Annotated in this window: 29 protein-coding genes; 21 read left to right on the top strand and 8 right to left on the bottom strand. The window is 66.4% G+C overall.

Annotated elements, in window-relative coordinates; all coding sequences use genetic code 11:
* Positions 1-3: 3 nt before the first annotated feature.
* The 6 genes from QUD34_RS14235 to QUD34_RS14210 all read right to left on the bottom strand — a co-directional run bounded on the left by QUD34_RS14235 (position 4) and on the right by QUD34_RS14210 (position 6,183).
* Positions 4-1,119 (bottom strand): serine hydrolase domain-containing protein, encoded by a 1,116-nt coding sequence (locus QUD34_RS14235; protein ID WP_286354361.1) that lies wholly within the window; start codon positions 1,117-1,119, stop codon positions 4-6.
* Between the two features lie 75 nt (positions 1,120-1,194).
* Positions 1,195-2,523 (bottom strand): class II 3-deoxy-7-phosphoheptulonate synthase, encoded by a 1,329-nt coding sequence (locus tag QUD34_RS14230; RefSeq protein ID WP_286354360.1) that lies wholly within the window; start codon positions 2,521-2,523, stop codon positions 1,195-1,197.
* 66 nt (positions 2,524-2,589) lie between these two features.
* Positions 2,590-3,303 carry a response regulator transcription factor gene (locus tag QUD34_RS14225; RefSeq protein ID WP_286354359.1) on the bottom strand — a complete coding sequence of 238 codons (714 nt, stop codon included), beginning with the start codon at positions 3,301-3,303 and terminating at the stop codon, positions 2,590-2,592.
* A gap of 96 nt (positions 3,304-3,399) precedes the next feature.
* Positions 3,400-4,971 carry a sensor histidine kinase gene (locus QUD34_RS14220; RefSeq protein ID WP_286354358.1) on the bottom strand — a complete coding sequence of 524 codons (1,572 nt, stop codon included), beginning with the start codon at positions 4,969-4,971 and terminating at the stop codon, positions 3,400-3,402.
* Between the two features lie 56 nt (positions 4,972-5,027).
* Entirely contained in the window at positions 5,028-5,996 is a 969-nt protein-coding gene (nadA, locus tag QUD34_RS14215) for a quinolinate synthase NadA (RefSeq protein WP_286354357.1), read from the bottom strand.
* 10 nt (positions 5,997-6,006) lie between these two features.
* Positions 6,007-6,183, bottom strand: coding sequence for a hypothetical protein (locus tag QUD34_RS14210; RefSeq protein WP_286354356.1), 177 nt, complete (start codon positions 6,181-6,183; stop codon positions 6,007-6,009).
* 133 nt (positions 6,184-6,316) lie between these two features.
* Between QUD34_RS14210 and QUD34_RS14205 the strand changes: the two genes are divergently transcribed.
* Complete coding sequence (locus QUD34_RS14205) at positions 6,317-8,476, top strand: glutamine synthetase III family protein (protein ID WP_286354355.1); 2,160 nt, start codon at positions 6,317-6,319, stop codon at positions 8,474-8,476.
* 64 nt (positions 8,477-8,540) lie between these two features.
* Here QUD34_RS14205 and QUD34_RS14200 read toward each other — a convergent pair whose 3' ends face one another.
* Both QUD34_RS14200 and rfaE2 read right to left on the bottom strand, forming a co-directional pair.
* Positions 8,541-9,131 carry a hypothetical protein gene (locus QUD34_RS14200; RefSeq protein WP_286354354.1) on the bottom strand — a complete coding sequence of 197 codons (591 nt, stop codon included), beginning with the start codon at positions 9,129-9,131 and terminating at the stop codon, positions 8,541-8,543.
* Between the two features lie 83 nt (positions 9,132-9,214).
* Positions 9,215-9,715, bottom strand: coding sequence for a D-glycero-beta-D-manno-heptose 1-phosphate adenylyltransferase (gene rfaE2 / locus QUD34_RS14195; RefSeq protein ID WP_286354353.1), 501 nt, complete (start codon positions 9,713-9,715; stop codon positions 9,215-9,217).
* Between the two features lie 55 nt (positions 9,716-9,770).
* On the opposite strand from rfaE2, the gene QUD34_RS14190 reads away from it, so the two are divergent.
* The 20 genes from QUD34_RS14190 (at position 9,771) to rpsH (ending at position 20,681) form a co-directional block, all read left to right on the top strand.
* Positions 9,771-10,052, top strand: coding sequence for an FmdB family zinc ribbon protein (locus QUD34_RS14190; RefSeq protein WP_286354352.1), 282 nt, complete (start codon positions 9,771-9,773; stop codon positions 10,050-10,052).
* Positions 10,053-10,241: 189 nt separating this feature from the next.
* Positions 10,242-10,640: a 30S ribosomal protein S12 gene (rpsL, locus tag QUD34_RS14185; RefSeq protein WP_026852760.1), complete on the top strand. Its 399-nt coding sequence runs from the start codon at positions 10,242-10,244 to the stop codon at positions 10,638-10,640.
* 12 nt (positions 10,641-10,652) lie between these two features.
* A complete protein-coding gene (rpsG, locus tag QUD34_RS14180) occupies positions 10,653-11,123 on the top strand; it encodes a 30S ribosomal protein S7 (RefSeq protein ID WP_243303170.1) in 471 nt (156 codons plus the stop codon).
* Positions 11,124-11,228: 105 nt separating this feature from the next.
* The gene (fusA, locus tag QUD34_RS14175) at positions 11,229-13,337 is read left to right on the top strand and encodes an elongation factor G (RefSeq protein ID WP_286354351.1); all 2,109 of its coding nucleotides are present in this window, start codon (positions 11,229-11,231) and stop codon (positions 13,335-13,337) included.
* Positions 13,338-13,682: 345 nt separating this feature from the next.
* Positions 13,683-14,009 (top strand): 30S ribosomal protein S10, encoded by a 327-nt coding sequence (gene rpsJ / locus QUD34_RS14170; RefSeq protein WP_043483643.1) that lies wholly within the window; start codon positions 13,683-13,685, stop codon positions 14,007-14,009.
* A gap of 14 nt (positions 14,010-14,023) precedes the next feature.
* Positions 14,024-14,650 (top strand): 50S ribosomal protein L3, encoded by a 627-nt coding sequence (gene rplC / locus QUD34_RS14165; RefSeq protein ID WP_286354350.1) that lies wholly within the window; start codon positions 14,024-14,026, stop codon positions 14,648-14,650.
* Between the two features lies 1 nt (position 14,651).
* Entirely contained in the window at positions 14,652-15,287 is a 636-nt protein-coding gene (rplD, locus tag QUD34_RS14160) for a 50S ribosomal protein L4 (protein WP_286354349.1), read from the top strand.
* Entirely contained in the window at positions 15,284-15,559 is a 276-nt protein-coding gene (locus QUD34_RS14155) for a 50S ribosomal protein L23 (protein ID WP_243303174.1), read from the top strand. The genes rplD and QUD34_RS14155 overlap by 4 nt, the downstream gene beginning before the upstream one ends.
* Positions 15,560-15,634: 75 nt before the next feature.
* Positions 15,635-16,456, top strand: coding sequence for a 50S ribosomal protein L2 (gene rplB / locus QUD34_RS14150; RefSeq protein WP_285610116.1), 822 nt, complete (start codon positions 15,635-15,637; stop codon positions 16,454-16,456).
* A gap of 11 nt (positions 16,457-16,467) precedes the next feature.
* Positions 16,468-16,752, top strand: a complete 285-nt coding sequence (rpsS, locus tag QUD34_RS14145) for a 30S ribosomal protein S19 (protein WP_257305905.1) — start codon at positions 16,468-16,470, stop codon at positions 16,750-16,752.
* 2 nt (positions 16,753-16,754) lie between these two features.
* The gene (gene rplV, locus QUD34_RS14140; RefSeq protein ID WP_286354348.1) at positions 16,755-17,111 is read left to right on the top strand and encodes a 50S ribosomal protein L22; all 357 of its coding nucleotides are present in this window, start codon (positions 16,755-16,757) and stop codon (positions 17,109-17,111) included.
* Positions 17,112-17,113: 2 nt separating this feature from the next.
* A complete protein-coding gene (gene rpsC / locus QUD34_RS14135; protein ID WP_286354347.1) occupies positions 17,114-17,761 on the top strand; it encodes a 30S ribosomal protein S3 in 648 nt (215 codons plus the stop codon).
* 9 nt (positions 17,762-17,770) lie between these two features.
* The gene (rplP, locus tag QUD34_RS14130) at positions 17,771-18,190 is read left to right on the top strand and encodes a 50S ribosomal protein L16 (protein ID WP_285576787.1); all 420 of its coding nucleotides are present in this window, start codon (positions 17,771-17,773) and stop codon (positions 18,188-18,190) included.
* A gap of 5 nt (positions 18,191-18,195) precedes the next feature.
* Positions 18,196-18,396: a 50S ribosomal protein L29 gene (rpmC, locus tag QUD34_RS14125; protein WP_026852748.1), complete on the top strand. Its 201-nt coding sequence runs from the start codon at positions 18,196-18,198 to the stop codon at positions 18,394-18,396.
* Between the two features lie 8 nt (positions 18,397-18,404).
* On the top strand, positions 18,405-18,662 hold the full coding sequence (gene rpsQ / locus QUD34_RS14120; RefSeq protein ID WP_286354346.1) for a 30S ribosomal protein S17: 258 nt from the start codon (positions 18,405-18,407) through the stop codon (positions 18,660-18,662).
* Between the two features lie 9 nt (positions 18,663-18,671).
* On the top strand, positions 18,672-19,040 hold the full coding sequence (rplN, locus tag QUD34_RS14115; RefSeq protein ID WP_026852746.1) for a 50S ribosomal protein L14: 369 nt from the start codon (positions 18,672-18,674) through the stop codon (positions 19,038-19,040).
* Entirely contained in the window at positions 19,040-19,318 is a 279-nt protein-coding gene (gene rplX, locus QUD34_RS14110; RefSeq protein WP_286354345.1) for a 50S ribosomal protein L24, read from the top strand. Before rplN ends, rplX begins: the two co-directional genes overlap by 1 nt.
* Positions 19,319-19,506: 188 nt before the next feature.
* Positions 19,507-20,070, top strand: a complete 564-nt coding sequence (rplE, locus tag QUD34_RS14105; RefSeq protein ID WP_286354344.1) for a 50S ribosomal protein L5 — start codon at positions 19,507-19,509, stop codon at positions 20,068-20,070.
* Between the two features lie 17 nt (positions 20,071-20,087).
* Entirely contained in the window at positions 20,088-20,273 is a 186-nt protein-coding gene (locus QUD34_RS14100; protein ID WP_257305892.1) for a type Z 30S ribosomal protein S14, read from the top strand.
* Positions 20,274-20,285: 12 nt separating this feature from the next.
* Positions 20,286-20,681, top strand: a complete 396-nt coding sequence (rpsH, locus tag QUD34_RS14095; RefSeq protein ID WP_286354343.1) for a 30S ribosomal protein S8 — start codon at positions 20,286-20,288, stop codon at positions 20,679-20,681.
* Positions 20,682-20,691: the final 10 nt, after the last annotated feature.

Raw genomic sequence — 20,691 nt, 5'->3', positions numbered from 1 at the left:
TGGTCAGGGCACGGCGCGGATCACAGGCGGATTCTGCGCCAGGGCCGTGCGGATGAGCGGGTCTAGCTGGGCCTTGAGTTGCTCGGTGGGGAGGATTAGCCCCTGAGCCTGCTTGGTCATGATGATCGCGCCGTACTTCCCGTCCGCAGCCACCCAGGGGCCCCAACCGAAGGTGCCGGTGCTGGAGTAGCGGACGACGGTGCCAGTGCCGGTGCCATCGCTGGTCTCCAGCCAGTTGCCGAGGGCGTAGTGGTAGGTCCATCCCGCCGCCTCCTGGAAGGGGCTGTAGGCCAGCGTGGTGGCGGGACCGTACCCGTCGGTGCGCTGGGCCACGATCAGCGGTGAGGGAAGGAAGAGGTGCGTTCCGTCCATCCCATTGCGCAGCTGCATCATCAGGAACCGCATGTATTCCAGGCCCGTGCACTTCAGCCCGCCCGCCGGATTCGGATTGGGGCCGTTGTTGCTGTAGATGCTGGTCCCCGCCCAGCCCATGGGGTCGTGGAGCTGCTCGGCGAAGAGCTGCGACCAGGACTTGCCAGTGGCGACTTCGGCCATGCGTGCGGCGATGCGCAGGTGAGTGCTGCCGTAGTAGAAATAGCTGCCCGGCCGGGAGGCGGTGGCGGCGAAATCGGCATAGATCTGCCGCACGGCCTCGTCGAGAGTGATGAACAGGTTGTCGGAAGCCGCGTCGTCCCCACTGATGCCGGAGGTGAAGCTGAGCAGCTGCCGCAGGGTGATGTCGCCCATGTTTCCGGTCCAGGGCTTCCCGTTGGCGTCGACCAGGAGCTCCTTGGCCTGGGTGTCAAGGCCATGGGCGAAGGCGCCGGCATTCACGAGGCGCAGGATGACGGTGCTGCTGACCCACTTGGAACCGGAGGCGACCAGCACCGAGTCCTGGTTGGTGAACCCGCCGAAGCTGCGGGAATACACGACGCCCGCAGGGGTCGCGACCTCCACGCAGAGTCCGGCGGGAAATTGGGGTTGGGCGGCCTGGATGGCTGCGGTGGCGGCCCCCCAAGGATCCCCCGCCGAGGCGGGGGCCAGGGGCGTAGCGGAGGTTCCGCCACCGCCGCAAGCGGCGAATGCCAAGAGGCAAAGGCTGATCAGGGCGTGCCGCATGGGGGCTCCAGGATGACCGTTGGACCCTGCGCGCGCTTCCGGGGTTGAGGCGCATCGACCTGGATCAGCCCTGGATCAGCCCCGCATCATCGCGGCGATGAGGAAGGCCATCTCGAGGCTCTGCGTGCCGTTGAGGCGGGGATCGCAGCCCGTTTCGTAGGCTTTGGCGAGGTCGGCTTCGGACAGCCCCTCGCTGCCGCCGGTACACTCGGTGACGGCCTCGCCCGTGAGCTCGATGTGGACGCCGCCCAGGTGCGAGCCGGCGGCCCGGTGGATCTCGAAGGCCTGACGGAGCTCCGAGAGGATGGCGCCGAAGTCCCTCGTCTTCAGTCCCGTGGCGCTCTCGGCGCCGTTGCCGTGCATGGGGTCGCAGCTCCACAGCACGGGGTGATCCGTGCCCTGGACCGCTTTCAGCAGGGGGGGGAGGGCCGCCTGGATCTTCGTCGCGCCGAAGCGCGAGATGAGGGTGATGCGGCCGGGCTCCCGCTGGGGATCGAGGTGATCCAGGAGCGCCACCAGGTGGTCCGGCGTGGCGCTGGGTCCCACCTTCACGCCGATGGGGTTGCGGATGCCCCGCAGGTATTCCAGATGCGCGCCGTCCAGCTGGCGGGTGCGCTCGCCCACCCAGAGCGTGTGGGCGCCGAGGTTGTAGTAGGCGGAGGCCTCCCCGATCCAGCGGGTGAGGGCCTCCTCATAGGGCAGCAGCAGGGCCTCATGGCTGGTGAAGAAGTCGATGCGCTCCAGCACCTCCCGCTGCACGCCGCCCAGGGCCTCCAGGAAATCGAGGGATTCGCGCACCTGGTCGAGGGTGCGGCGGTAGGCGGGCACCTCGCCGGTGCCGCCCGGCAGCTCCCAGCGCTCGGGGTGGTGCAGGTCCGCAAAGCCCCCCGCCGTGAGGGCCCGCAGATGGTTCAGCGTGGCGGAGGCGTGGAAGTAGGCCTCGAGCATGCGGCCCGGGTCGGGCCGCCGGGCCGCCTCGTCGGCCTCCAGGCCGTTGATGAGGTCGCCCCGGTAGCTGGGCAGCTCGCGGCCGCGCACCAGCTCGGTGGGCTTGCTGCGGGGCTTGGCGAACTGGCCGGCGATGCGGCCCACCCGCACCACGGGCTTGCGCCCGCCATGGGTGAGGGCCACCGACATCTGGAGCAGCACCCGCAGCTTGCCTTCGATGGCCTCGGGGAGGCAGTCCTTGAACTGCTCGGCGCAGTCGCCGCCCTGGAGCAGGAAGCGTCGGCCCGCCGCGGCCTCGGCCAGCAGGCCGCGGAGCCGGTCCACCTCCTGGGGCACCACCAGGGGGGGCATGCGGCGAAGGCGCGCGAGCACGCCTTCGAGTTCCGAAGGGTCGGTGTAGGTCGGCTGCTGCATCGCGGGGAAGCGCTGCCAGCTATGGGGATTCCAGGGGATCATCGGGCCTCGGTGGCGAAGGACCAGTCTACCTGAGCCCCCCTTGGGCCCTGCCTGGGCCCGGTCTTCCTACTTGCCGGACGGACCTTCTCCGGGTTCCGTGGCCACCGGCGTGACCCAGCGGTAGCCCTCGCCGCCCACGGTGGCGATCCAGGGGGCGCCCTGTTCCTCGCCCAGCTTGCGGCGCAGGTTGGCGATGTGGACATCCACGGTGCGGGCGCTGGGCCGGGCGTCCCGCTCCCAGGCCAGCTGCAGCAGCTCCTTGCGGCTGTGGGTCCGGCCGGCGTGGGTGATGAGGATCTCCAGCAGACGGAATTCCCGGGGCGTGAGCTCCAGCGGCTTCCCGTCCCGCCGGGCGTCCAGGCGCGGGAGGTCGAAGCGGAAGGGCCCCGACCGCAGCAGGGGCGGGCGGTCCAGCGGACGGGTCCGGCGGAGGATGGCCTTCACGCGGGCCATGAGCTCGAGCACCGAGAAGGGCTTCACCAGGTAGTCGTCGGCCCCCAGGCTCAGGCCCTGCACCCGGTCCGTCTCCTCCCCCCGGGCGGTGAGCATGAGGACCGGCACCTCGTCCTTGCCCTCCCGTAGGATCCGGAGGACCTCGAAGCCATCGAGCTGGGGCAGCATCAGGTCCAGCACGATGAGATCCGCCCGGTGGGCCGCGTGGGCCGCCAGGGCGGGCAGGCCATCGCCCACCGCCTCGACGGAATAGCCTTCGAAGCCCAGATTGTTGACGAGGAGCTGGCAGAGGGAGGGCTCGTCCTCCACCACGAGGATGTGGGTCACGGCGTCTCGCTCAAGGATCGTTGGGATCAAGATCGCGCCCTTTTCTTGGGAATACAAGTTTCAAGTCCAATAAAATTCCCAATCTCTGAAAGGCCTTCAGCTGGCCCGGATCTCCAGGAGGGCCGAGAACCCCTCGCCCGGTCCCGAGGAGAAGGTGAGGCCCCAGCCCTCCTGTTCGGCCACCTGGACCAGCAGGCTCAGGCCCAACCCCTGGCCTTCCCGCAGAAAGCCCTCCCTCCCCTGGGTGCGGAGGCGCTGGAAGGGCTTGCCGAGGGCCTTCAACTGATGGGGCTCCAGGCCTTCGCCCTCGTCGGTCACCCGGATGCAGAAGCGACGCCGGGCGCGCCAGGTCTCCAGGGTGACGCGGCCCTTGCCGTGGCCCAGGGCGTTCTCCACCAGGGTGAGCACCGCCGAACGCAGGGAGGAGAGGGGGGCCCGGCCGCTGGCCTCCGCCAGGCGGAGGTCCAGAAGGCGCCCCTCCAGCTCGAACCCGGGCCGCAGGTCATCGACGACCTCCTCGAACCAGGCGGGGGTGGCCTGCCCCGGGGGGCCGGAGGCCCCGCCGCCCCGAATCACCCGCAGGCCGGTTTCGATGATGGTGGTGAGGTGGTCCACCTCTTCGCCGATCTTCAGCAGCTCCTCGTCGGCGCGGTCCGGGCTGAGCCGGCCCAGGCGCAGGGAGTCGCAGCGGAACTTGAGGATGGCGAGGGGCGTCTTGAGGCTGTGGGTCATGGAGGCGAGGCGATCCCCATCCAGCACGGCCTTGCGCCGGGTGCGGTGGCGCAGCCAGAGGCCCAGGAGGATGGCCGCGCCCACCAGGGCGGAGATTCCCGAGATCATCCAGTACTGGTGCTTCAGCTTCCTCCGGAAGGCCTTCTGCTCGGCGTCGAAGCCGACGCCCCCCAGGTTCCAGCCATCGCCGAAGGCATTGGTCTTGGTGGCGGTGCCCAGGGGCAGGGTGGCGATGCGCTGGGGGTCGGCCTGGAGGTTGGGCTCGGCGCCCCAGGGCTGGAGCTTCAGGTCGCCCCGCTCGAGGTCGCTTTCCCGGGCCAGGCCCATGCGCAGGGTCCGGTGGGGCGCCAGGGCGATGCCCAGTTCCCGCTCCACTTCCGGCGCCCCGGGTCGCCAGCGCTTGATGACCAGCCAGCGGTCCGAGAGCAGGACCACCGTGGCCACCTTCCCGAAGTCCGGATCCTGCTCGCGGGGGGGATTCCACTCGAAGCGCTGCGCCGTTTCCGCGTGGGCCATCCAGCCCAGGTACTGCTGCACCAGGGCGGGGTCCTTGGGCCGGGCGAGCTTCTGCCCATCGCGGATCCAGAGGTTGCGTTCCTCGAAGCGGTCCAGGAGGGCCACCACCAGGGGCTGGTCCGCCAGGAACCGCCGCACATCCGGCTCGTCGCCCGTTCGGATGCTCTGGAGCACCGGCAGGCTCTTCCAGTGGCGTTCGACGGCCTCGAAATCCACCCAGTGGGCTTCCATGTAGGCTTGGCGACCCTTGTCGACCTGATCCAGGCGGTAGTACCGGGGCACGGCGATCAGCAGGGCCCCCAGGACCAGCCCCGCCAGGACGAGCAGGGCGATGCCGCTGCGCTGCTGGAGGCGCTGCCAGCGGGAGGGCCCCAGGCTGGGATGGAGGGCTCGGTAGCGGGAGGTGCGGTGGTGGTGCATGGGGGCTCGACAGGAAGGATTCCTGCCAGCTTAACGGCCGCGGGCCCGTCCGGCGATCAGCCGAGGGCCAGCATCCGCTCCAGGGGCTTCAGGGCCTTCACCCGCACGGATTCGTCCAGGCGGATCTCAGGCTTGAGGTCGCGCAGGCAGAGGTAGAGCTTCTCGAGGCTGTTGAGCTTCATGTAGGGGCAGAGGCTGCAGTTGCAGCCGCTGTCTGCCGGGGCGGGGATCAATTCCGCGTCGGGCCGCCGCTGGCGCATCTGGTGGAGAATGCCCGCCTCGGTGGCCACGATGAAGGCCCGGGCGCTGTCCTTGGCCACGAAGTTGAGCAGGGCCGCCGTGCTGCCCACGAAGTCCGCCAGCTGGCTGACCGTGGCATCGCACTCGGGGTGGGCGATGAGCTTGGCCTCGGGGTGCTGGGCCTTGAGGGCCGCCAGGCGCTTGGCCGTGAACTGCTCATGCACGATGCAGAAGCCCGGGAACAGGACCATGTCCCGGCCGGTCTGCTTCATGACCCACTTGCCCAGGTGGCGGTCCGGGGCGAAGACGATCTTGCGGTCCCTCGGCAGGCTCTCCACCACGCGCACGGCGTTGCTGCTTGTGCAGATGACGGTGCTGAGGGCCTTCACACCTGCCGAGCAGTTGATGTAGCTCACCACATCGTGATCGGGGTACTGCTTCAGCCATTGTTCGAAGTAGTCCGCTGGGCAGCGGTCCGCCAGGCTGCAGCCGGCGTCCATGTCGGGGATCACCACGGTCTTGCCAGGGTTGAGGATCTTGGCGGTCTCGGCCATGAAGTGGACACCGCAGAAGGCGATGACCTCGGCATCGGCCTTGGCGGCCTGCTGGCTGAGCTGGAGGCTGTCGCCCACAAAGTCCGCCAGGTCCTGGATCTCGGGCTCCTGGTAGTAGTGGGCCAGGAGTACCGCCCGGCGCTCGGCCTTCAGCCGCCGGATCTCGGCGGGCAGATCGATCCCCGCGGGGATGCTTTCGAGGTCGGGGACATAGGGGGCGGTCAGGTCCATGCCTTCCATTCTAGGCCTTCTCAAGGAACCGGCGGATCCGCTGACCGGGCTCCGGGTGGTCGAACACCTCGGCGAAGGCCGCCCGCTCCCAGGCGAGGGCGGCGGCCCGGACCGTCCCCGCCTGGCGGCGCCGGAGGGTCTGCAGGAGGGCCAGGGCCCGTTCCTGGACAGGAAAGCCTGTCGCCACAAGCGCGTTTGGGCTATCCTGGGCTTGGATCGCAGGGTCCAGATGGATGTGGGAATCCGATGACCGCCCCCCGGGGATGGACATCGGTCCAGGTTTATTTGGATTCATGCCTCATCGTCCAAGGGGGGGACACATGGCCAAGGCGCAGGCGTCAGAGACATCCAGCATCTCACGGCTGGATCAGGTCAAGATCAGCCAGTATTTCGGCTGCAACACCTTCAGTGAGCGCACCATGCGCGAGCGGCTCCAGAAGGATGTCTACAAGGCCTACCGCCAGGCGCTGAAGCGCGGCGAGGCCCTGTCGCCGGAGGTGGCCAAGAGCGTCGCCCTCGCCATGAAGGAGTGGGCCCTGGAGCAGGGCTGCACCCACTTCACCCACTGGTTCCTCCCCATGACCGGCGCCACCGCCGAGAAGCACGACGCCTTCATCACCTGGGACGAGCCTGGCCAGGTCATCGAGCGCTTCAGCGGCAGCCAGCTCATCCAGGGCGAGCCGGATGCCAGCTCCTTCCCCAGCGGCGGCCTGCGCGCCACCTTCGAGGCCCGCGGCTACACTGCCTGGGACCCCGCCAGCCCGGCCTTCCTGATGGAAGGGCCCCTGGGCAAGACACTCTGCATCCCCACGGCCTTCGTTGGGTATCACGGGGAGGCGCTGGACCACAAAGTGCCGCTGCTGCGCTCCATGGAGGTGGTGTCCCGGCGGGCCGTGGAGGGCCTCGCCCACTTCGGCGTCAAGGCCGAGGCGGTCATCGCCCAGTGCGGTCCCGAACAGGAGTACTTCGCGGTGGACCTGGACCTGGCCCAGCAGCGGCCCGACCTCATGTTCGCCAACCGCACCCTGCAGGGCGCCAAGCCGCCCAAGGGCCAGGAGCTGGAGGACCACTACTTCGGCAGCATCAAGGAGCGCGTGCTGGGCTTCATGCAGGAAGTGGAGCTGGAGTGCTTCAAGCTCGGCATCCCCGCCAAGACCCGGCACAACGAGGTCGCCCCCAACCAGTTCGAGATCGCGCCCATCTACGAAGCCGCCAACATCGCCAGCGACCACAACCAGCTGCTGATGGAGCTTCTGAAGTCCGTGGGCGAGCGGCACGGCCTGGCCATCCTGCTGCACGAGAAGCCCTTCGCGGGCGTCAACGGCAGCGGCAAGCATGTGAACTGGAGCCTCGCCACCGATGAGGGCCACAACCTGCTGGAACCCGGGAAGACCCCCGAGGAGAACCTGCAGTTCCTCTACTTCCTGAGCGCCACGCTGAAGGCCATCCACACCCACGGCGGCCTCCTGCGCGCCGCCATCGCCAGCGCGGGCAACGACCACCGCCTGGGCGCCAACGAGGCGCCGCCGGCCATCATGTCGGCCTTCCTGGGTGCCCAGCTCAGCCACATCCTGAACGCCATCGAGAAGGGCGATGCGGCCGATGCCTCCACCCAGCGCATCCTCGACCTGGGCATCGGCAACCTGCCCCGCATCGAGAAGGACGCCACGGACCGCAACCGCACCAGCCCCTTCGCGTTCACCGGCAACAAGTTCGAGTTCCGCGCCGTGGGCTCCAGCCAGCCCATCGCGCTGTCCCTGACCGTGATCAACGCCGCCGTGGCCGAGGCCCTGGATGACCTGAACGGCAAGCTGGATGCCGAGATCAAGGCCGGCAAGGACCACCGGGCCGCCGTGCTGACCGTGGTGCGCCAGGCCATCATCGAGACCAAGGCCATCCGCTTCGAAGGCAACGGCTATGCGGAGGAATGGAAGGTCGAGGCCGAGCGCCGCGGCCTGCCCCATGCCAAGGACACCGTGGCCGCCCTCCACATCTGGGAGAACCCCGCGTCCAAGGCCGTGTTCTCCAAGCCCGGAATCCTTTCCGAGGGCGAGCTGGAGTCGCGCGTCCACATCCGCCATGAGCAGTACCAGAAGGCCATCGCCATCGAGACCCAGGTCCTGCGCGAGATGGCGGAAACCCAGATCCTGCCATCCATCACGGCGGATCTCGGCGCCCGCGCCAAGAGCCTGGGCCGCCTGGCCGCGGCCGGCATCACCGTGCCCGAGACGCTGAAGGCCGCCCTCCAGGCCCAGGCGACGCTGGCGGGCGAGGCCCAGGCCCGGCTCACGGCCATGAAGGTCGCCCTGGCCGCCGCCGAGGCCATCGAGGACAACCACGCCCGCACCGAGGCCTTCGGAAAGAAGGTCAACGAGGCCAAGCATGCCCTCCGCGAGGTGCTGGACCACCTGGAGGAGGCCTGCGACGCCGACCTCTGGCCCCTGCCGAAGTACTGGCAGCTCTTGTCCCCGCTGCTTTAGGGGACTTTCCGTTAGGTGCAGAAACGGGCCGCATCGCGGCCCGTTTCTGCATGCGGGAGAAAGCCTACCGCCCGAAGCGGAAGACGGCGCTCACCTGGGCCCATGTGGCGGTATCGAAGCCGAAGCCGTCGCTGCCGTTCTTGTCCACGAAGATCTGGTTGAGGGTACCTTCGAGGGAGAAGTTCCGGTTGAAGGTGTAGCCACCCCCTCCGCGAATGCCGAGCTTGCCGCTCTGGCTGGCGCTGCCGCTGACGCGGAAGCCGGCCCCGTTGGTGAATTCCCAGTCATCCTTGATGCTGTTGATGGAAGCGCCGGCGATGGTGTACCAGCCCTGGTTGGGGCTCTGGAAGTTGTAGACCCAGTCCGCACCGACCTGCAGCACCTTGTAGTCGTTCTGGTTGTCCACGAAGCCGCCCCAGCCGGAGCCCGGGAGGCTGTGGTAGGTCAGCTGACCGCGGACCTGGTGGTGCGAAGTGAGATTGAAGTCGAGATGACCGCCCACATGGGCACCGAAGAACTGGTTGGTGCCCAGGCCGGACTTATCCTTCAGATCCCCGACGGGCAGGGAAAGGCCGGTCTGCAGGCCGCCGGTGATGTCCTGGGCGGCGAGGGGCAGGCCCAGAAGGGCGAGGGTGAGGGCAACGCGGTGACGCATGAAACCTCCGACAAATGCGGGCCCCAGAACGAGGCCGGTCCCAGCCTAGCGAGGATTCGTCATCGGGGCGTCATCCGAAGGGACTACCCGGGCCGCTGCTCCAGCGTGACGCCGCGCCCGCTGCGGATCCGCTGCTCGATGCGCGAGGTGCTGTGCCCGGGCAGGAAGGGGATCAGGACGAGCTTCCCGCCCCGGCCCTCCACGATCTCGCGGCCCACCACGGTCTCCGGCGTATAGTCTCCGCCCTTCACCAGGACCTCGGGCTGGAGGGCCCGGATGAGCTCCAGCGGCGTGTCCTCGTCGAACCGCACCACGGCGTCCACGCTGCGCAGGCCCAGCAGGACCGCGGCGCGGGCGGCTTCATCCTGCACGGGGCGGCCGGTTCCCTTGAGCCGCGCCACCGACGCATCGCTGTTCAGGCCCACCACCAGGAAGTCGCCCAGGGCGCGGGCATCGGCCAGGTACTGCACATGGCCGGGATGGATGAGGTCGAAGCAGCCATTGGTGAAGCAGAGCACCCTCGGCCGGGGCACGGCCGCGAGAAAGGCTTCGGGGCTTTGGAAGAAAGGGATCGGTGACGGCATCTAAGGACCAGGATAAAATGATCGGCTCGGGGATGATTCCCAGGAGAAGTCTGCCATGCCCCTCTACGAATACCGTTGTGAAGCTTGCGGCCAGGCCGAGGAGAAGCTCGAAAGCCTGTCGGCCCCCGAGGCCCATGCCTGCCCCGCCTGCGGGGTGGCCGAAGCCATGAAGCGGCAGGTGTCCGTCTCGGCGTTCGCCCTCGCCGGCGGCGGCTGGTACAAGGGCGCGGCCTCCGAACCCGCCTCGTCTGCACCCTCGTCCACATCCGGGGCCGAGGCAGCCAAGAGCGGCCATGGCTGTGCGGCCGGCGGATGCGGATGCCCCCTCGCGGGGTGAGGGCCCGGTGACCCGGGCCTCGTTTTTCCGTTGATGCGTTGACTTTCCAGGCCGTTCCGATAGCCTAGATGGTTCCGGCCCCGTGGGCCGGCGCAAGATTTCATCCGTCCGATGTTCCCCGAAGCCAGCATCCCGGTGAACCTCTCGGGCCCAGGCCCGGACAACCCGGTGCCTTCCTTGGAGGATGGTGTGCCTACCATCAATCAGTTGATCCGCCTCGGGCGGAAGACCTTCCAGAACAAGACCAAGAGCCCCGCGCTCGACGCCTGCCCGCAGAAGCGCGGCGTGTGCACCCGCGTGTTCACCACCACGCCGAAGAAGCCGAACTCGGCCCTCCGCAAGGTGGCCCGTGTGCGCCTCACCAACGGCATCGAGTGCACGACCTACATCCCGGGCGTCGGCCACAACCTGCAGGAGCACAGCATCGTGCTCATCCGCGGCGGCCGCGTGAAGGATCTGCCGGGCGTGCGCTATCACGTGGTCCGCGGCACCCTGGACGCCACCGGCGTCGCAGGCCGCAACCAGTCCCGTTCCAAGTACGGCGCCAAGCGCCCCAAGGCTGGCGCTGCGCCGGCCAAGAAGAAGTAGGGGAGGTAAAACATGGCCCGTCGTTCCGCCCCCGCCAAGCGTGAGATCCTGCCGGATCCCGTCTACAACAGCCTCACCGTGTCCAAGTTCGTGAACATCCTCATGGAGCGCGGCAAGAAGGCCACCGCCGAGCGCATCCTCTACGGAGCACTGGAAATCGTCGCCAAGAAGTCCGGCGAAGAGGCCCTCGAGGCCTTCCAGAAGGCCCTGAACAACATCAAGCCCTCTGTGGAAGTCAAGTCCCGCCGCGTGGGCGGCGCCACCTACCAGGTGCCCGTGGAGGTTCCCCAGAACCGCCGCCAGTCCCTGGCCATGCGCTGGCTGAAGACCTACTCCGCCTCCCGCGGCGAGCGCACCATGCGCGACAAGCTGGCCGGCGAGATCCTCGACGCCATGAACTTCCGTGGCGCCGCGATCAAGAAGAAGGACGATGTCCACAAGATGGCCGAAGCCAACAAGGCCTTCGCCCACTTCCGCTGGTAGCAGTCCGCCCGATCGGAAGGAGCCGCCCCTCCGGCGGCTCCTTCCGCGAAGGTCTTTGAAGCACTTCCGACTCCGATTCCGTATTGATCCTTTCAGGAGGCCGCTGTGGCCCGTCAGACCCCCCTCGAGCGCTACCGGAACATCGGCATCATGGCGCACATCGATGCCGGCAAGACCACCACGACGGAGCGCATCCTCTTCTACACCGGCAAGATCCACAAGATCGGCGAGGTGCATGAGGGTGCGGCGACCACCGACTGGATGGTGCAGGAGCAGGAGCGGGGCATCACCATCACCTCCGCCGCCATCACGGCCGCCTGGACCCCCCAGACGGGCCAGCTGAAGGGCGTGGAGCACCGCATCAACATCATCGACACCCCCGGCCACGTGGACTTCACGGCCGAGGTGGAGCGCTCCCTGCGCGTGCTGGACGGCGCCTGCGCCGTATTCTGCGCGGTGGGCGGCGTCGAGCCCCAGTCCGAGACCGTGTGGCGCCAGGCCGACAAGTACGGCGTGCCCCGCATGGCCTTCGTGAACAAGATGGACCGTCCCGGCGCGGATTTCTTCCGCGTGGTCGAGATGATGAAGACTCGCCTGAAGGCGCGTCCCATGCCGATCCAGATCCCCATCGGCGCCGAGGAGGACTTCAAGGGCGTGGTCGACCTCGTGCTGATGAAGGCCCTGACCTTCGACGAGGGCGACAAGGGCTTCAAGGTCCTCTACGGCGAGATCCCCAGCGAGCTGGTGGACACCGCCAAGGAGTGGCGCGAGAAGATGGTCGAGATGGTTGCCGAAACCGACGACTCGCTCATGGACAAGTACCTCGGCGGCGTGGAGCTGACCGAGGATGAGCTCCGCAGCGGCATCCGCAAGGGCTGCATCGACCTGACCTTCACGCCGATGATGTGCGGCTCCGCCTTCAAGAACAAGGGCGTGCAGCCCATGCTCGACGCGGTGGTGAGCTACATGCCTTCGCCCCTGGACATCCCCGCCATCAAGGGCGTCGATTCCGAGGGCAAGGAAGTCGAGCGCAAGGCCGAGGACAAGGAGCCCTTCTCCGCCCTCATCTTCAAGATCATGGCCGATCCCTTCGTGGGCTCGCTGGCCTTCATCCGCGTCTATTCCGGCGTCCTCGCCGCGGGTTCCGGCGTCTTCAACGCCGCCAAGGGCCGCCGCGAGCGCATCGGCCGCCTGCTGCAGATGCACGCCAACAAGCGTGAGGATATCGAAGAGGTCCGCACGGGCGACATCGCCGCCGCCGTGGGACTCAAGGAAGTGCTCACCGGCCAGACCATCTGCGACGAGAACCACCCCGTGATCCTCGAGTCCATGGACTTCCCGGATCCCGTGATCCAGGTGGCCATCGAGCCCAAGACCAAGGCCGACCAGGAGAAGATGGGCGTGGCCCTGAGCCGCCTGGCCCAGGAAGACCCCACCTTCAAGGTCAAGTCCGATCCCGAGACCAACCAGACGATCATCGCCGGCATGGGCGAGCTGCACCTTGAGATCATCGTCGATCGCATGATGCGCGAGTTCAAGGTCGAGGCCAATGTGGGCAAGCCCATGGTGGCCTACCGCGAGACCATCCGGAAGCGTGTGGATGCCGAGGGCAAGTTCGTCCGTCAGTCCGGCGGCCGCGGCCAGTACGGCCACGTGAAGATGTATGTCGAACCCAACGAAGCCGGCAAGGGCTACGAGTTCATCAACGACATCAAGGGCGGCGTGATCCCCAAGGAATACATCAAGCCCATCGACCAGGGCATCCAGGAGGCCATGCAGTCCGGCGTCCTCGCGGGCTACCCCTGCGTCGACATCAAGATCACCATCTACGACGGCAGCTACCACGATGTGGACTCCAACGAAATGGCGTTTAAGATCGCCGGCTCGATGGGCTTCAAGAACGGCTGCGAGAAGGCCTCCCCCGTGATCCTCGAGCCCATCATGGCCGTCGAGGTCGTGGTCCCCGAGGACTACATGGGCGATGTCATCGGCAACCTGAACAGCCGCCGTGGCCGCATCGAAAACATGGAAGACCGGGCCGGCGTCAAGGTCGTCACCGCCAAGGTGCCCCTGGCCGAGATGTTCGCCTACTCCACCACCCTGCGCGGCATGACCCAGGGCCGCGGCAACTACACCATGCAGTTCTCGCACTACGAAGAAGCACCCCGGAATGTGGCCGAAGAAATCGTGGCCAAAGTGAAGGGTTCCAAGTAGGTCGGTGTTCTCCGGGGGTTCCGTGCTTCGCACGCACCCCCGGACCCCCACCACTCGGCCTGGCGAAGCCAGTCCTCGTTGGTCATTACTCTGCCAGACATAGTAACTAGCTTTATTTGCAGTTTTAGCCCCTCTCGGGGTGAGGCCATCACTCGAGCCGCAAGGTTGCCGGGCCTCTTGATCCACCGCTTCCTCCCCCGGGAGGTCGTGCGTTCTCTCAAATAGCCGTTGAATTTCCAGCGGCTTTTGTTATGCTGATCAGCCCTGTCCCTGTCGTTGGGACGGATTTACATGGGCGGTCAGCGCCCCACGTCTATGGACGGTCGCCGTCCCAATGGAGTGAGCATGAAAGACAACATCCGCATCCGTTTGCGTGCCTTCGACCACCGTCTGCTCGATCAGAGCACCCGCGAGATCGTGGACACCGCCAAGCGCACGGGCGCCCAGGTGGCGGGACCGATTCCCCTCCCCACCCGGACGAACAAGTACACCGTCAACCGTTCCCCCCACGTGGACAAGAAGAGCCGGGACCAATTCGAGATCCGCACGCACAAGCGGCTGCTCGACATCCTGAACCCGACTCAGAACACCGTGGACACTCTCATGCGCCTGGACCTGCCCGCTGGCGTCGACGTGGAGATCAAGGTCTTCAGCCGTCAGGGCAACCGGTAGAGGGGGGAGAAAACATGTCCAAAGGAATCATCGGAAAGAAGCTGGGGATGACCCAGATCTTCAATGAGCAGGGCCAGATCGTCCCCGTGACGGTCATCCAGGCCGGCCCCTGCGTGGTCGTGCAGCGCAAGACTTCCGCGAAGGATGGCTACGAGGCCGTCCAGATCGGATTCGTCGATCCCAACGGCGGCAAGCGCGCCTCCAAGGCCGAAAAGGGCCACTGCGAGAAGCTGGGCGTCGCCCCGGTCCGCGTTCTCCGCGAGATCAAGGTCGATGCCTCCGACGCCGCCAAGCCCGGCGACAGCGTCCTGGCCAGCGCCTTCGAGGCGAAGACCAAGGTCAATGTCACCGGCATCAGCAAGGGCAAGGGCTTCGCCGGCGTCATCAAGCGGCACCACTTCGCCGGCGGCCGTGCGACCCACGGCTCCATGTTCCACCGCGCGCCTGGCTCCATCGGCCAGTCCAGCTACCCCAGCCGCGTGTTCCCGGGGATGCGTATGGCCGGCCACATGGGCGACGCCCAGGTGACCGTGCGCAACCTGGAGATCGCGAAGGTGGATGTCGAGAACAACCTGCTGCTCATCAAGGGCGCCGTCCCCGGCCCCAAGGGTGGGTACATCGTCATCAAGCAGGAGGCCTAGGATGGCAGCGTTCCAGCACCCCGTCGTCAATCTCGAGAACAAGCCCGCGGGCACTGTTGAGTTGTTGGCCGAAGTCTTCAAGCTCGAGGATGTGAACCAGCACCTGATCTGGGAAGCGGTCCGCCACTTCCTGGCCAAGCGCCGCGCCGGCACCGCCAAGACCAAGGACAAGTGGGAAGTGAGCGGCTCCGGCAAGAAGCTCTGGAAGCAGAAGGGCACCGGCCGCGCCCGCGTGGGCTCCATCCGCAGCCCGCTGTGGAAGGGCGGCGGCACCACCCACGGTCCGCACCCCCGTTCCTACGACTACGCCTTCCCCAAGAAGGCCCGCCGCGCCGCCCTGCGCAACGCGCTGTCGGCCAAGCTGGCGAGCGGCCAGATCGTGGTGGTCGAGAACTGGGATGTGACCTCCCACAAGACCAAGTCCCTGATCCAGACCCTCGGCAAGCTCGGCGTGACCGGTTCGGCGCTCCTGGTGGGCACCGAGGCCAGCGAGAAGCTCTCCATGGCCGCCGGCAACAACCCCAAGCTGCAGACGATCGAGAGCCTGGGCGTCAATGTCTATGAGCTCCTCAAGTACGACCAGGTGATCTTCTCCAAGGAAGCCGTCCTGGCCCTCCAGGAAGTGGTGAAGCCATGACCAAGATCTTCGATGTGATCCGCAAGCCCCTTCTCACCGAAAAGGGCCAGATCCTCCGGGAGAAGAACATCCAGGTGTTCGAAGTGGCCACCTGGGCCACCAAGCACCAGATCAAGGAAGCCGTGGAGCTCCTGCTCCAGTCCAAGGTGAAGGGCATCCGCACCGTGCGGATCCCCAGCCGGACCAAGCGTCTGGGCCGTTTCGTGGGGACTTCCAGCCCTCGCAAGAAGGCCTATGTCGAACTCGTCGAGGGCGCGCCCGCGTCCGAATAAGGCGACTTCATGGCGGACGGAAAAGCTTTGCCCACTATCGCCCGCCCCTTTCAACCCTGAGGCAAGAGGACAACCATGAGCATCAAGCAGCTCAAGCCCACGACCCCTGGTCAGCGCGGCATGTCCAAGTTCGGCTTCGAGGAAATCACCACGGACACGCCTGAGCGTTCGTTGATTGCCAAGAAGAACCGCACTGGCGGCCGTTCCAACACCGGCCGGATCACCACCCGCCACATCGGCGGTGGCCACAAGCGCCAGTACCGCATCATCGACTTCAAGCGCAACAAGCTCGAGGTGCCCGCCAAGGTGGCCACCATCGAGTACGATCCCAACCGCACCGCCCGCATCGCCCTGCTGGTCTATGCGGATGGCGAGAAGCGCTACATCCTGGCCCCCGACGGCCTGGAAGTGGGCCGCACCGTGGTGGCCGGCAAGAACGCCGACATCCTGGTGGGCAATGCGCTCCCCCTGCGGAACATCCCCGTGGGCAACACCGTTCACAACATCGAGATGAAGCCCGGCAAGGGCGGCCAGATTGCCCGCGCCGCCGGCACATTCGCCCAGCTCGTGGCCAAGGAAGACGATTACGCCCAGCTTCGCATGCCCTCCGGTGAGATCCGTAAGATCCACCTCGAGTGCTACGCGACCATCGGCACTGTCGGCAACCTGCAGCACGAGAACATCCAGATCGGCAAGGCCGGCCGCACCCGCTGGAAGGGCATCCGCCCGACCGTCCGCGGCGTGGTCATGAACCCCGTCGACCACCCGCACGGTGGTGGCGAGGGCCGCACCTCCGGTGGCCGTCACCCCGTGACGCCCTGGGGTCAGCCGACCCGTGGCTACAAGACCCGTGGCAACCGTCGCACGGACAAGTTCATCGTCAAGCGGATCAACTAGGAGACACGACAATGGCACGATCCCTGAAAAAAGGCCCGTTCATTGACGCCCACCTCCAGAAGAAGGTGGAAGTCGCCCAGGCGGCCAACGACAAGCGCGTGATCAAGACCTGGTCCCGCCGGTCGACGGTCGTCCCGCAGATGATCGGACTGACCCTCGCCGTGCACAACGGCAACAAGTTCATTCCCGTGTATGTCACTGAGAACATGATCGGACACAAGCTCGGCGAATTTTCGCTGACCCGCACCTTCAAGGGTCACGCCGGCAAGTCCGATTCCAAGGCGAAGGGGAAGTAGCGATGGCTGAGATCGTTTCCACCGCCACCGTTCGCCACCTGCGCGGTTCGGCCCAGAAGGCCCGCCTCGTGGTGGACCTCATCCGCGGCAAGCATGTCGGCGAGGCCCAGTGGGTGCTCGCGCAGGCCAAGAAGTACGCTGCCGCCCCCATCCGCAAGCTCCTCGATTCCGCCGTGGCCAACGCCATCGACAAGAATCCCTCCGTCAACCCGGACGAGCTTCTGGTGAAGACCGCCTTCGTGGACGAGGGCTTCCGCATGAAGCGCGTCCGCCCCGCCCCCATGGGCCGCGCCTACCGGGTCCAGAAGCGCACCTGCCACATCACCATCCAGCTCGCGTCCGCGGCCGGGGAGGAGTAGTCATGGGTCAGAAGGTCCACCCGTACGGGTTCCGCCTCATCTACCAGAAGAACTGGCACAGCAAGTGGTTCTCCAAGCGCGACTACGCCACGCTGCTCCACGAGGACATCAAGCTCCGTCGCGAACTGAAGAAGCAGCTGCACAGCCTCAACGCGATGGTTTCCAAGATCGACATCGAGCGCGCGGCCGACAAGGTCACCGTTCGCATCTACACCGCCCGCCCCGGCATCGTCATCGGCCGCAAGGGTGCTGAGATCGACAAGCTCCGCGAAGACCTGCAGAAGCGCCTGAACCGTCCCGTGTCCGTGGACATCCAGGAGATCAAGAAGCCTGAAGTGGATGCCCAGCTCGTGGCCGAGGGCGTCGCCCAGCAGCTCGAGCGCCGCATCGCCTTCCGCCGCGCCATGCGCAAGGCGGAGGAGGCTGCGATCCGCTTCGGCGCCAAGGGTTTCAAGATCAAGGTCGCCGGCCGCCTGAATGGCGCGGAGATCGCCCGGACCGAGGACTACCTCTCCGGCCAGATGCCCCTGCAGACCATCCGCGCGGGCGTTGACTACGGTTTTGCCGAGGCCCATACGACCTACGGGATCATCGGCATCAAGGTTTGGGTGAATCTGGGCGACCAGGTTGCCGAGACCGTGAAGCGCTGAGGTGAATCCATGCTGATGCCCAAGAAGGTCAAGAACCGTAAAACCCAGAAGGGCCGCACCCGCGGCGTCGCCACTCGTGGCAACGATCTCGCCTTCGGCGATTTCGGCCTCAAGGCGATGGAGCACTGCTGGCTCACCAACCGTGAGATCGAAGCCGCCCGTATCGCCATGACCCGCCACATCAAGCGCGGCGGCAAGATCTGGATCCGCATCTTCCCCGATCGTCCCACCACCTCGAAGCCCGCGGAAACCCGCATGGGCTCCGGCAAGGGGGCTCCGGACGGCTGGGTGGCGGTGATCCGCCCCGGACGCATCCTCTTCGAGATGGAGGGCGTGACCGAGGAAATCGCACGCGAGGCCCTGCGCCTGGCCCAGATGAAGCTGTCCGTGGCGTCCGAGTTCGTCAGCCGCACGCCGCCGGAGGAGTGAGAGCCATGACCAAGAAGAACCCCTTTTCCGATTTGACCGGCAAGAGCGTCGAGGAGCTGGCGCAGCTGGAGGCCGAACTGGCCGCCAAGCGCTTCACCCTCCGCTTCCAGCACGCCGTGGGCCAGGTCGAGAACACCGCCGAGATCCGCAAGACTCGCCGTGAACTCGCCCGCGTCAAGACGGCCCTGGCCACGAAGCTGGCCTAGGAGATCCCATGAGCCTCGAAAACAAGATGATTCGTAACGGCGTGGTGGTCTCCAACAAGGCCGACAAGACGGTGGTGGTGAAGGTGGAGCGCAAGTTCCAGCACCCGCTCTACCACCGCACGGTCAAGCAGACTGCCAAGTTCATGGCCCACGATGAGACCAACGCCTGCGCCATCGGCGATGTGGTCAAGATCGTGGAGACCCGCCCCCTTTCCAAGCGCAAGCGCTGGATGGTCCTTGAGATCCTCCAGAAGGCCGGCGAGTAAGGAGCTCACATGATCCAGATGGGAACCATGCTCACCGTCGCCGACAACTCCGGCGCCAAGAAGATCTGCTGCATCCTGCCCCTGGGCGGCGGTGTGGGCAAGATCGCCCAGCTTGGCGATGTCATCACCGCCTCCGTCAAGGAAGCGATCCCCGGTGGCACCGTCAAGAAGAAGGCCGTCGTCCAGGCCGTGATCGTCCGCCAGCGCAAGGCCTACCGCCGCAAGGACGGCTCCTACATCCGCTTCGACGAGAACGCCGCCGTCATCATCAAGAAGGATGGCGAGCCCGTCGGCACCCGCGTGTTCGGCCCCGTGGCCCGCGAACTGCGCGAGCGGAAGTACATGAAGATCGTCTCCCTCGCCCCTGAGGTGCTGTAATGGAAGCCACCACCACCAAGATGAAGCTCAAGAAGGGCGATCAGATCGTCGTCATCGCCGGCAAGGAGAAGGGCAAGACCGGGACCATCTCCAAGGTCAGCCCCGCCACCAACCATGTGGTCGTCGCCGGCCTGAACATGATCAAGAAGGCCACCAAGCCGAACACCCAGACCGGCGAGGGCGGCGGGATCGTGGAGAAGGAGGCCCCCATCCACGCCTCCAATGTCATGCTCCTCGACCCCAAGACCGGCAAGGGCACCCGCCACCGTTCCAAGTAAGCCGCTTCCCATCCTCCCGCTTCCGTGGGAGGATGGTCGTTCTGCCCCGTGCGCGGGGTGGAGATCCACGGCGCATCCTGCGCCATGACAACTAGAGGTTGGGGGGAAACGGGCCGGACCGCCGTCCCAAGCCCCCTCGCTCTCCCGAACCCCTGGGGCATAGCCGCCCCACGGAAATGGAGGAATCCATGACTGCCACGCAAGGCCACGCGGAGCCCCGCGTCAAGGCTCGCTACCACCAGGAGGTGGTGTCGAAGCTCAAGGAGGAGTTCGCCTTCTCTTCCGCCATGCAGGTGCCCCGCCTGCAGAAGATCGTCATCAACATGGGCGTCGGCGACGCCATCCAGAACATCAAGGTCCTGGATGTGGCCGTGGACGAGCTGACCGCCATCGCTGGCCAGAAGGCCATCGTGCGCAAGGCCAAGAAGAGCGTCGCCCAGTTCAAGCTGCGCGCCGGCATGCCCATCGCCTGCATGGTGACCCTGCGCGGTCCCCGCATGTGGGAGTTCTTCGACCGCCTGGTGACCCTGTCCCTTCCCCGCGTCCGCGATTTCCGCGGCGTGCCCACCAAGTCCTTCGACGGCCGCGGCAACTACACGCTGGGCCTGAAGGATCAGCTGATCTTCCAGGAGATCGACTATTCGCGGGTGGACAAGATGAAGGGCATGAACATCACCTTCGTGACCACCGCTGCCAACGACGCCGAAGCGCGGGCTCTGCTCGCCCACCTCGGTATGCCCTTCCGCAAATAGCCAAGGAGATCATACCGATGGCCAAGATTTCCAAAATCGTCAAGGATTCGCGCAAGCCGAAGTTCTCGACCCAGCACCGCAATCGTTGCAAGTGCTGCGGCCGTCCCCGGGGCTACATGCGCAAGTTTGAACTCTGCCGTCTGTGCTTCCGCAAGTTCGCCCTCAACGGCGAGCTCCCGGGCGTCCAGAAGTCCAGCTGGTAAGGAGAGGGGACCATGCATACCGATCCCATCGCTGACTACCTCACCCGCATCCGTAACGGCATCATGGCCGGTCACGATGCCGTGGTGGTGCCCGCCTCCAAGATCAAGGCCGGTCTCTGCGGCATCTTGAAGCAGGAAGGCTACATCCACTCCTTCAAGCAGGTGGAGCACGAGAACCGCGTCTACCTCATCGTCAACCTGAAGTATGTGAAGGATAAGGAGAATGTGATCCACGGCCTCCGCCGCGTGTCCCGTCCCGGCCTCCGCATCTACTCCGGCGCGCAGGAGATCCCCGAGGTCCACGGCGGCCTGGGCATCGCCATCCTGTCCACTCCGAAGGGTCTCCTGACGGGCAAGGACGCCAAGAAGCAGAATGTCGGCGGCGAAGTCCTCGCCCACATCTGGTAACCCATCCTGA

The organism is Geothrix oryzae, assembly GCF_030295385.1.
GTDB classification, from domain to species: domain Bacteria; phylum Acidobacteriota; class Holophagae; order Holophagales; family Holophagaceae; genus Geothrix; species Geothrix oryzae.
Note: the sequence above shows the minus strand (reverse complement) of the source record. Positions and strands in the feature narration are given on the sequence as shown.

Bases quoted from the DNA above. Each gene is read 5' to 3' on its own strand.
- QUD34_RS14155 (WP_243303174.1), top strand. From the start codon at position 15,284: ATGACCAAGATCTTCGATGTGATCCGCAAGCCCCTTCTCACCGAAAAG.
- rpsC (WP_286354347.1), top strand. From the start codon at position 17,114: ATGGGTCAGAAGGTCCACCCGTACGGGTTCCGCCTCATCTACCAGAAG.
- QUD34_RS14190 (WP_286354352.1), top strand. From the start codon at position 9,771: ATGCCCCTCTACGAATACCGTTGTGAAGCTTGCGGCCAGGCCGAGGAG.
- rplD (WP_286354349.1), top strand. From the start codon at position 14,652: ATGGCAGCGTTCCAGCACCCCGTCGTCAATCTCGAGAACAAGCCCGCG.
- rplP (WP_285576787.1), top strand. From the start codon at position 17,771: ATGCTGATGCCCAAGAAGGTCAAGAACCGTAAAACCCAGAAGGGCCGC.
- rpsJ (WP_043483643.1), top strand. From the start codon at position 13,683: ATGAAAGACAACATCCGCATCCGTTTGCGTGCCTTCGACCACCGTCTG.
- rplB (WP_285610116.1), top strand. From the start codon at position 15,635: ATGAGCATCAAGCAGCTCAAGCCCACGACCCCTGGTCAGCGCGGCATG.
- QUD34_RS14205 (WP_286354355.1), top strand. From the start codon at position 6,317: ATGGCCAAGGCGCAGGCGTCAGAGACATCCAGCATCTCACGGCTGGAT.
- QUD34_RS14220 (WP_286354358.1), bottom strand. From the start codon at position 4,971: ATGCACCACCACCGCACCTCCCGCTACCGAGCCCTCCATCCCAGCCTG.
- rpmC (WP_026852748.1), top strand. From the start codon at position 18,196: ATGACCAAGAAGAACCCCTTTTCCGATTTGACCGGCAAGAGCGTCGAG.
- rpsQ (WP_286354346.1), top strand. From the start codon at position 18,405: ATGAGCCTCGAAAACAAGATGATTCGTAACGGCGTGGTGGTCTCCAAC.
- rpsG (WP_243303170.1), top strand. From the start codon at position 10,653: ATGGCCCGTCGTTCCGCCCCCGCCAAGCGTGAGATCCTGCCGGATCCC.
- nadA (WP_286354357.1), bottom strand. From the start codon at position 5,996: ATGGACCTGACCGCCCCCTATGTCCCCGACCTCGAAAGCATCCCCGCG.
- rplC (WP_286354350.1), top strand. From the start codon at position 14,024: ATGTCCAAAGGAATCATCGGAAAGAAGCTGGGGATGACCCAGATCTTC.
- rplX (WP_286354345.1), top strand. From the start codon at position 19,040: ATGGAAGCCACCACCACCAAGATGAAGCTCAAGAAGGGCGATCAGATC.
- QUD34_RS14200 (WP_286354354.1), bottom strand. From the start codon at position 9,131: ATGCGTCACCGCGTTGCCCTCACCCTCGCCCTTCTGGGCCTGCCCCTC.
- QUD34_RS14100 (WP_257305892.1), top strand. From the start codon at position 20,088: ATGGCCAAGATTTCCAAAATCGTCAAGGATTCGCGCAAGCCGAAGTTC.
- rfaE2 (WP_286354353.1), bottom strand. From the start codon at position 9,715: ATGCCGTCACCGATCCCTTTCTTCCAAAGCCCCGAAGCCTTTCTCGCG.
- rplV (WP_286354348.1), top strand. From the start codon at position 16,755: ATGGCTGAGATCGTTTCCACCGCCACCGTTCGCCACCTGCGCGGTTCG.
- QUD34_RS14235 (WP_286354361.1), bottom strand. From the start codon at position 1,119: ATGCGGCACGCCCTGATCAGCCTTTGCCTCTTGGCATTCGCCGCTTGC.
- rplE (WP_286354344.1), top strand. From the start codon at position 19,507: ATGACTGCCACGCAAGGCCACGCGGAGCCCCGCGTCAAGGCTCGCTAC.
- QUD34_RS14230 (WP_286354360.1), bottom strand. From the start codon at position 2,523: ATGATCCCCTGGAATCCCCATAGCTGGCAGCGCTTCCCCGCGATGCAG.
- rpsH (WP_286354343.1), top strand. From the start codon at position 20,286: ATGCATACCGATCCCATCGCTGACTACCTCACCCGCATCCGTAACGGC.
- rplN (WP_026852746.1), top strand. From the start codon at position 18,672: ATGATCCAGATGGGAACCATGCTCACCGTCGCCGACAACTCCGGCGCC.
- rpsS (WP_257305905.1), top strand. From the start codon at position 16,468: ATGGCACGATCCCTGAAAAAAGGCCCGTTCATTGACGCCCACCTCCAG.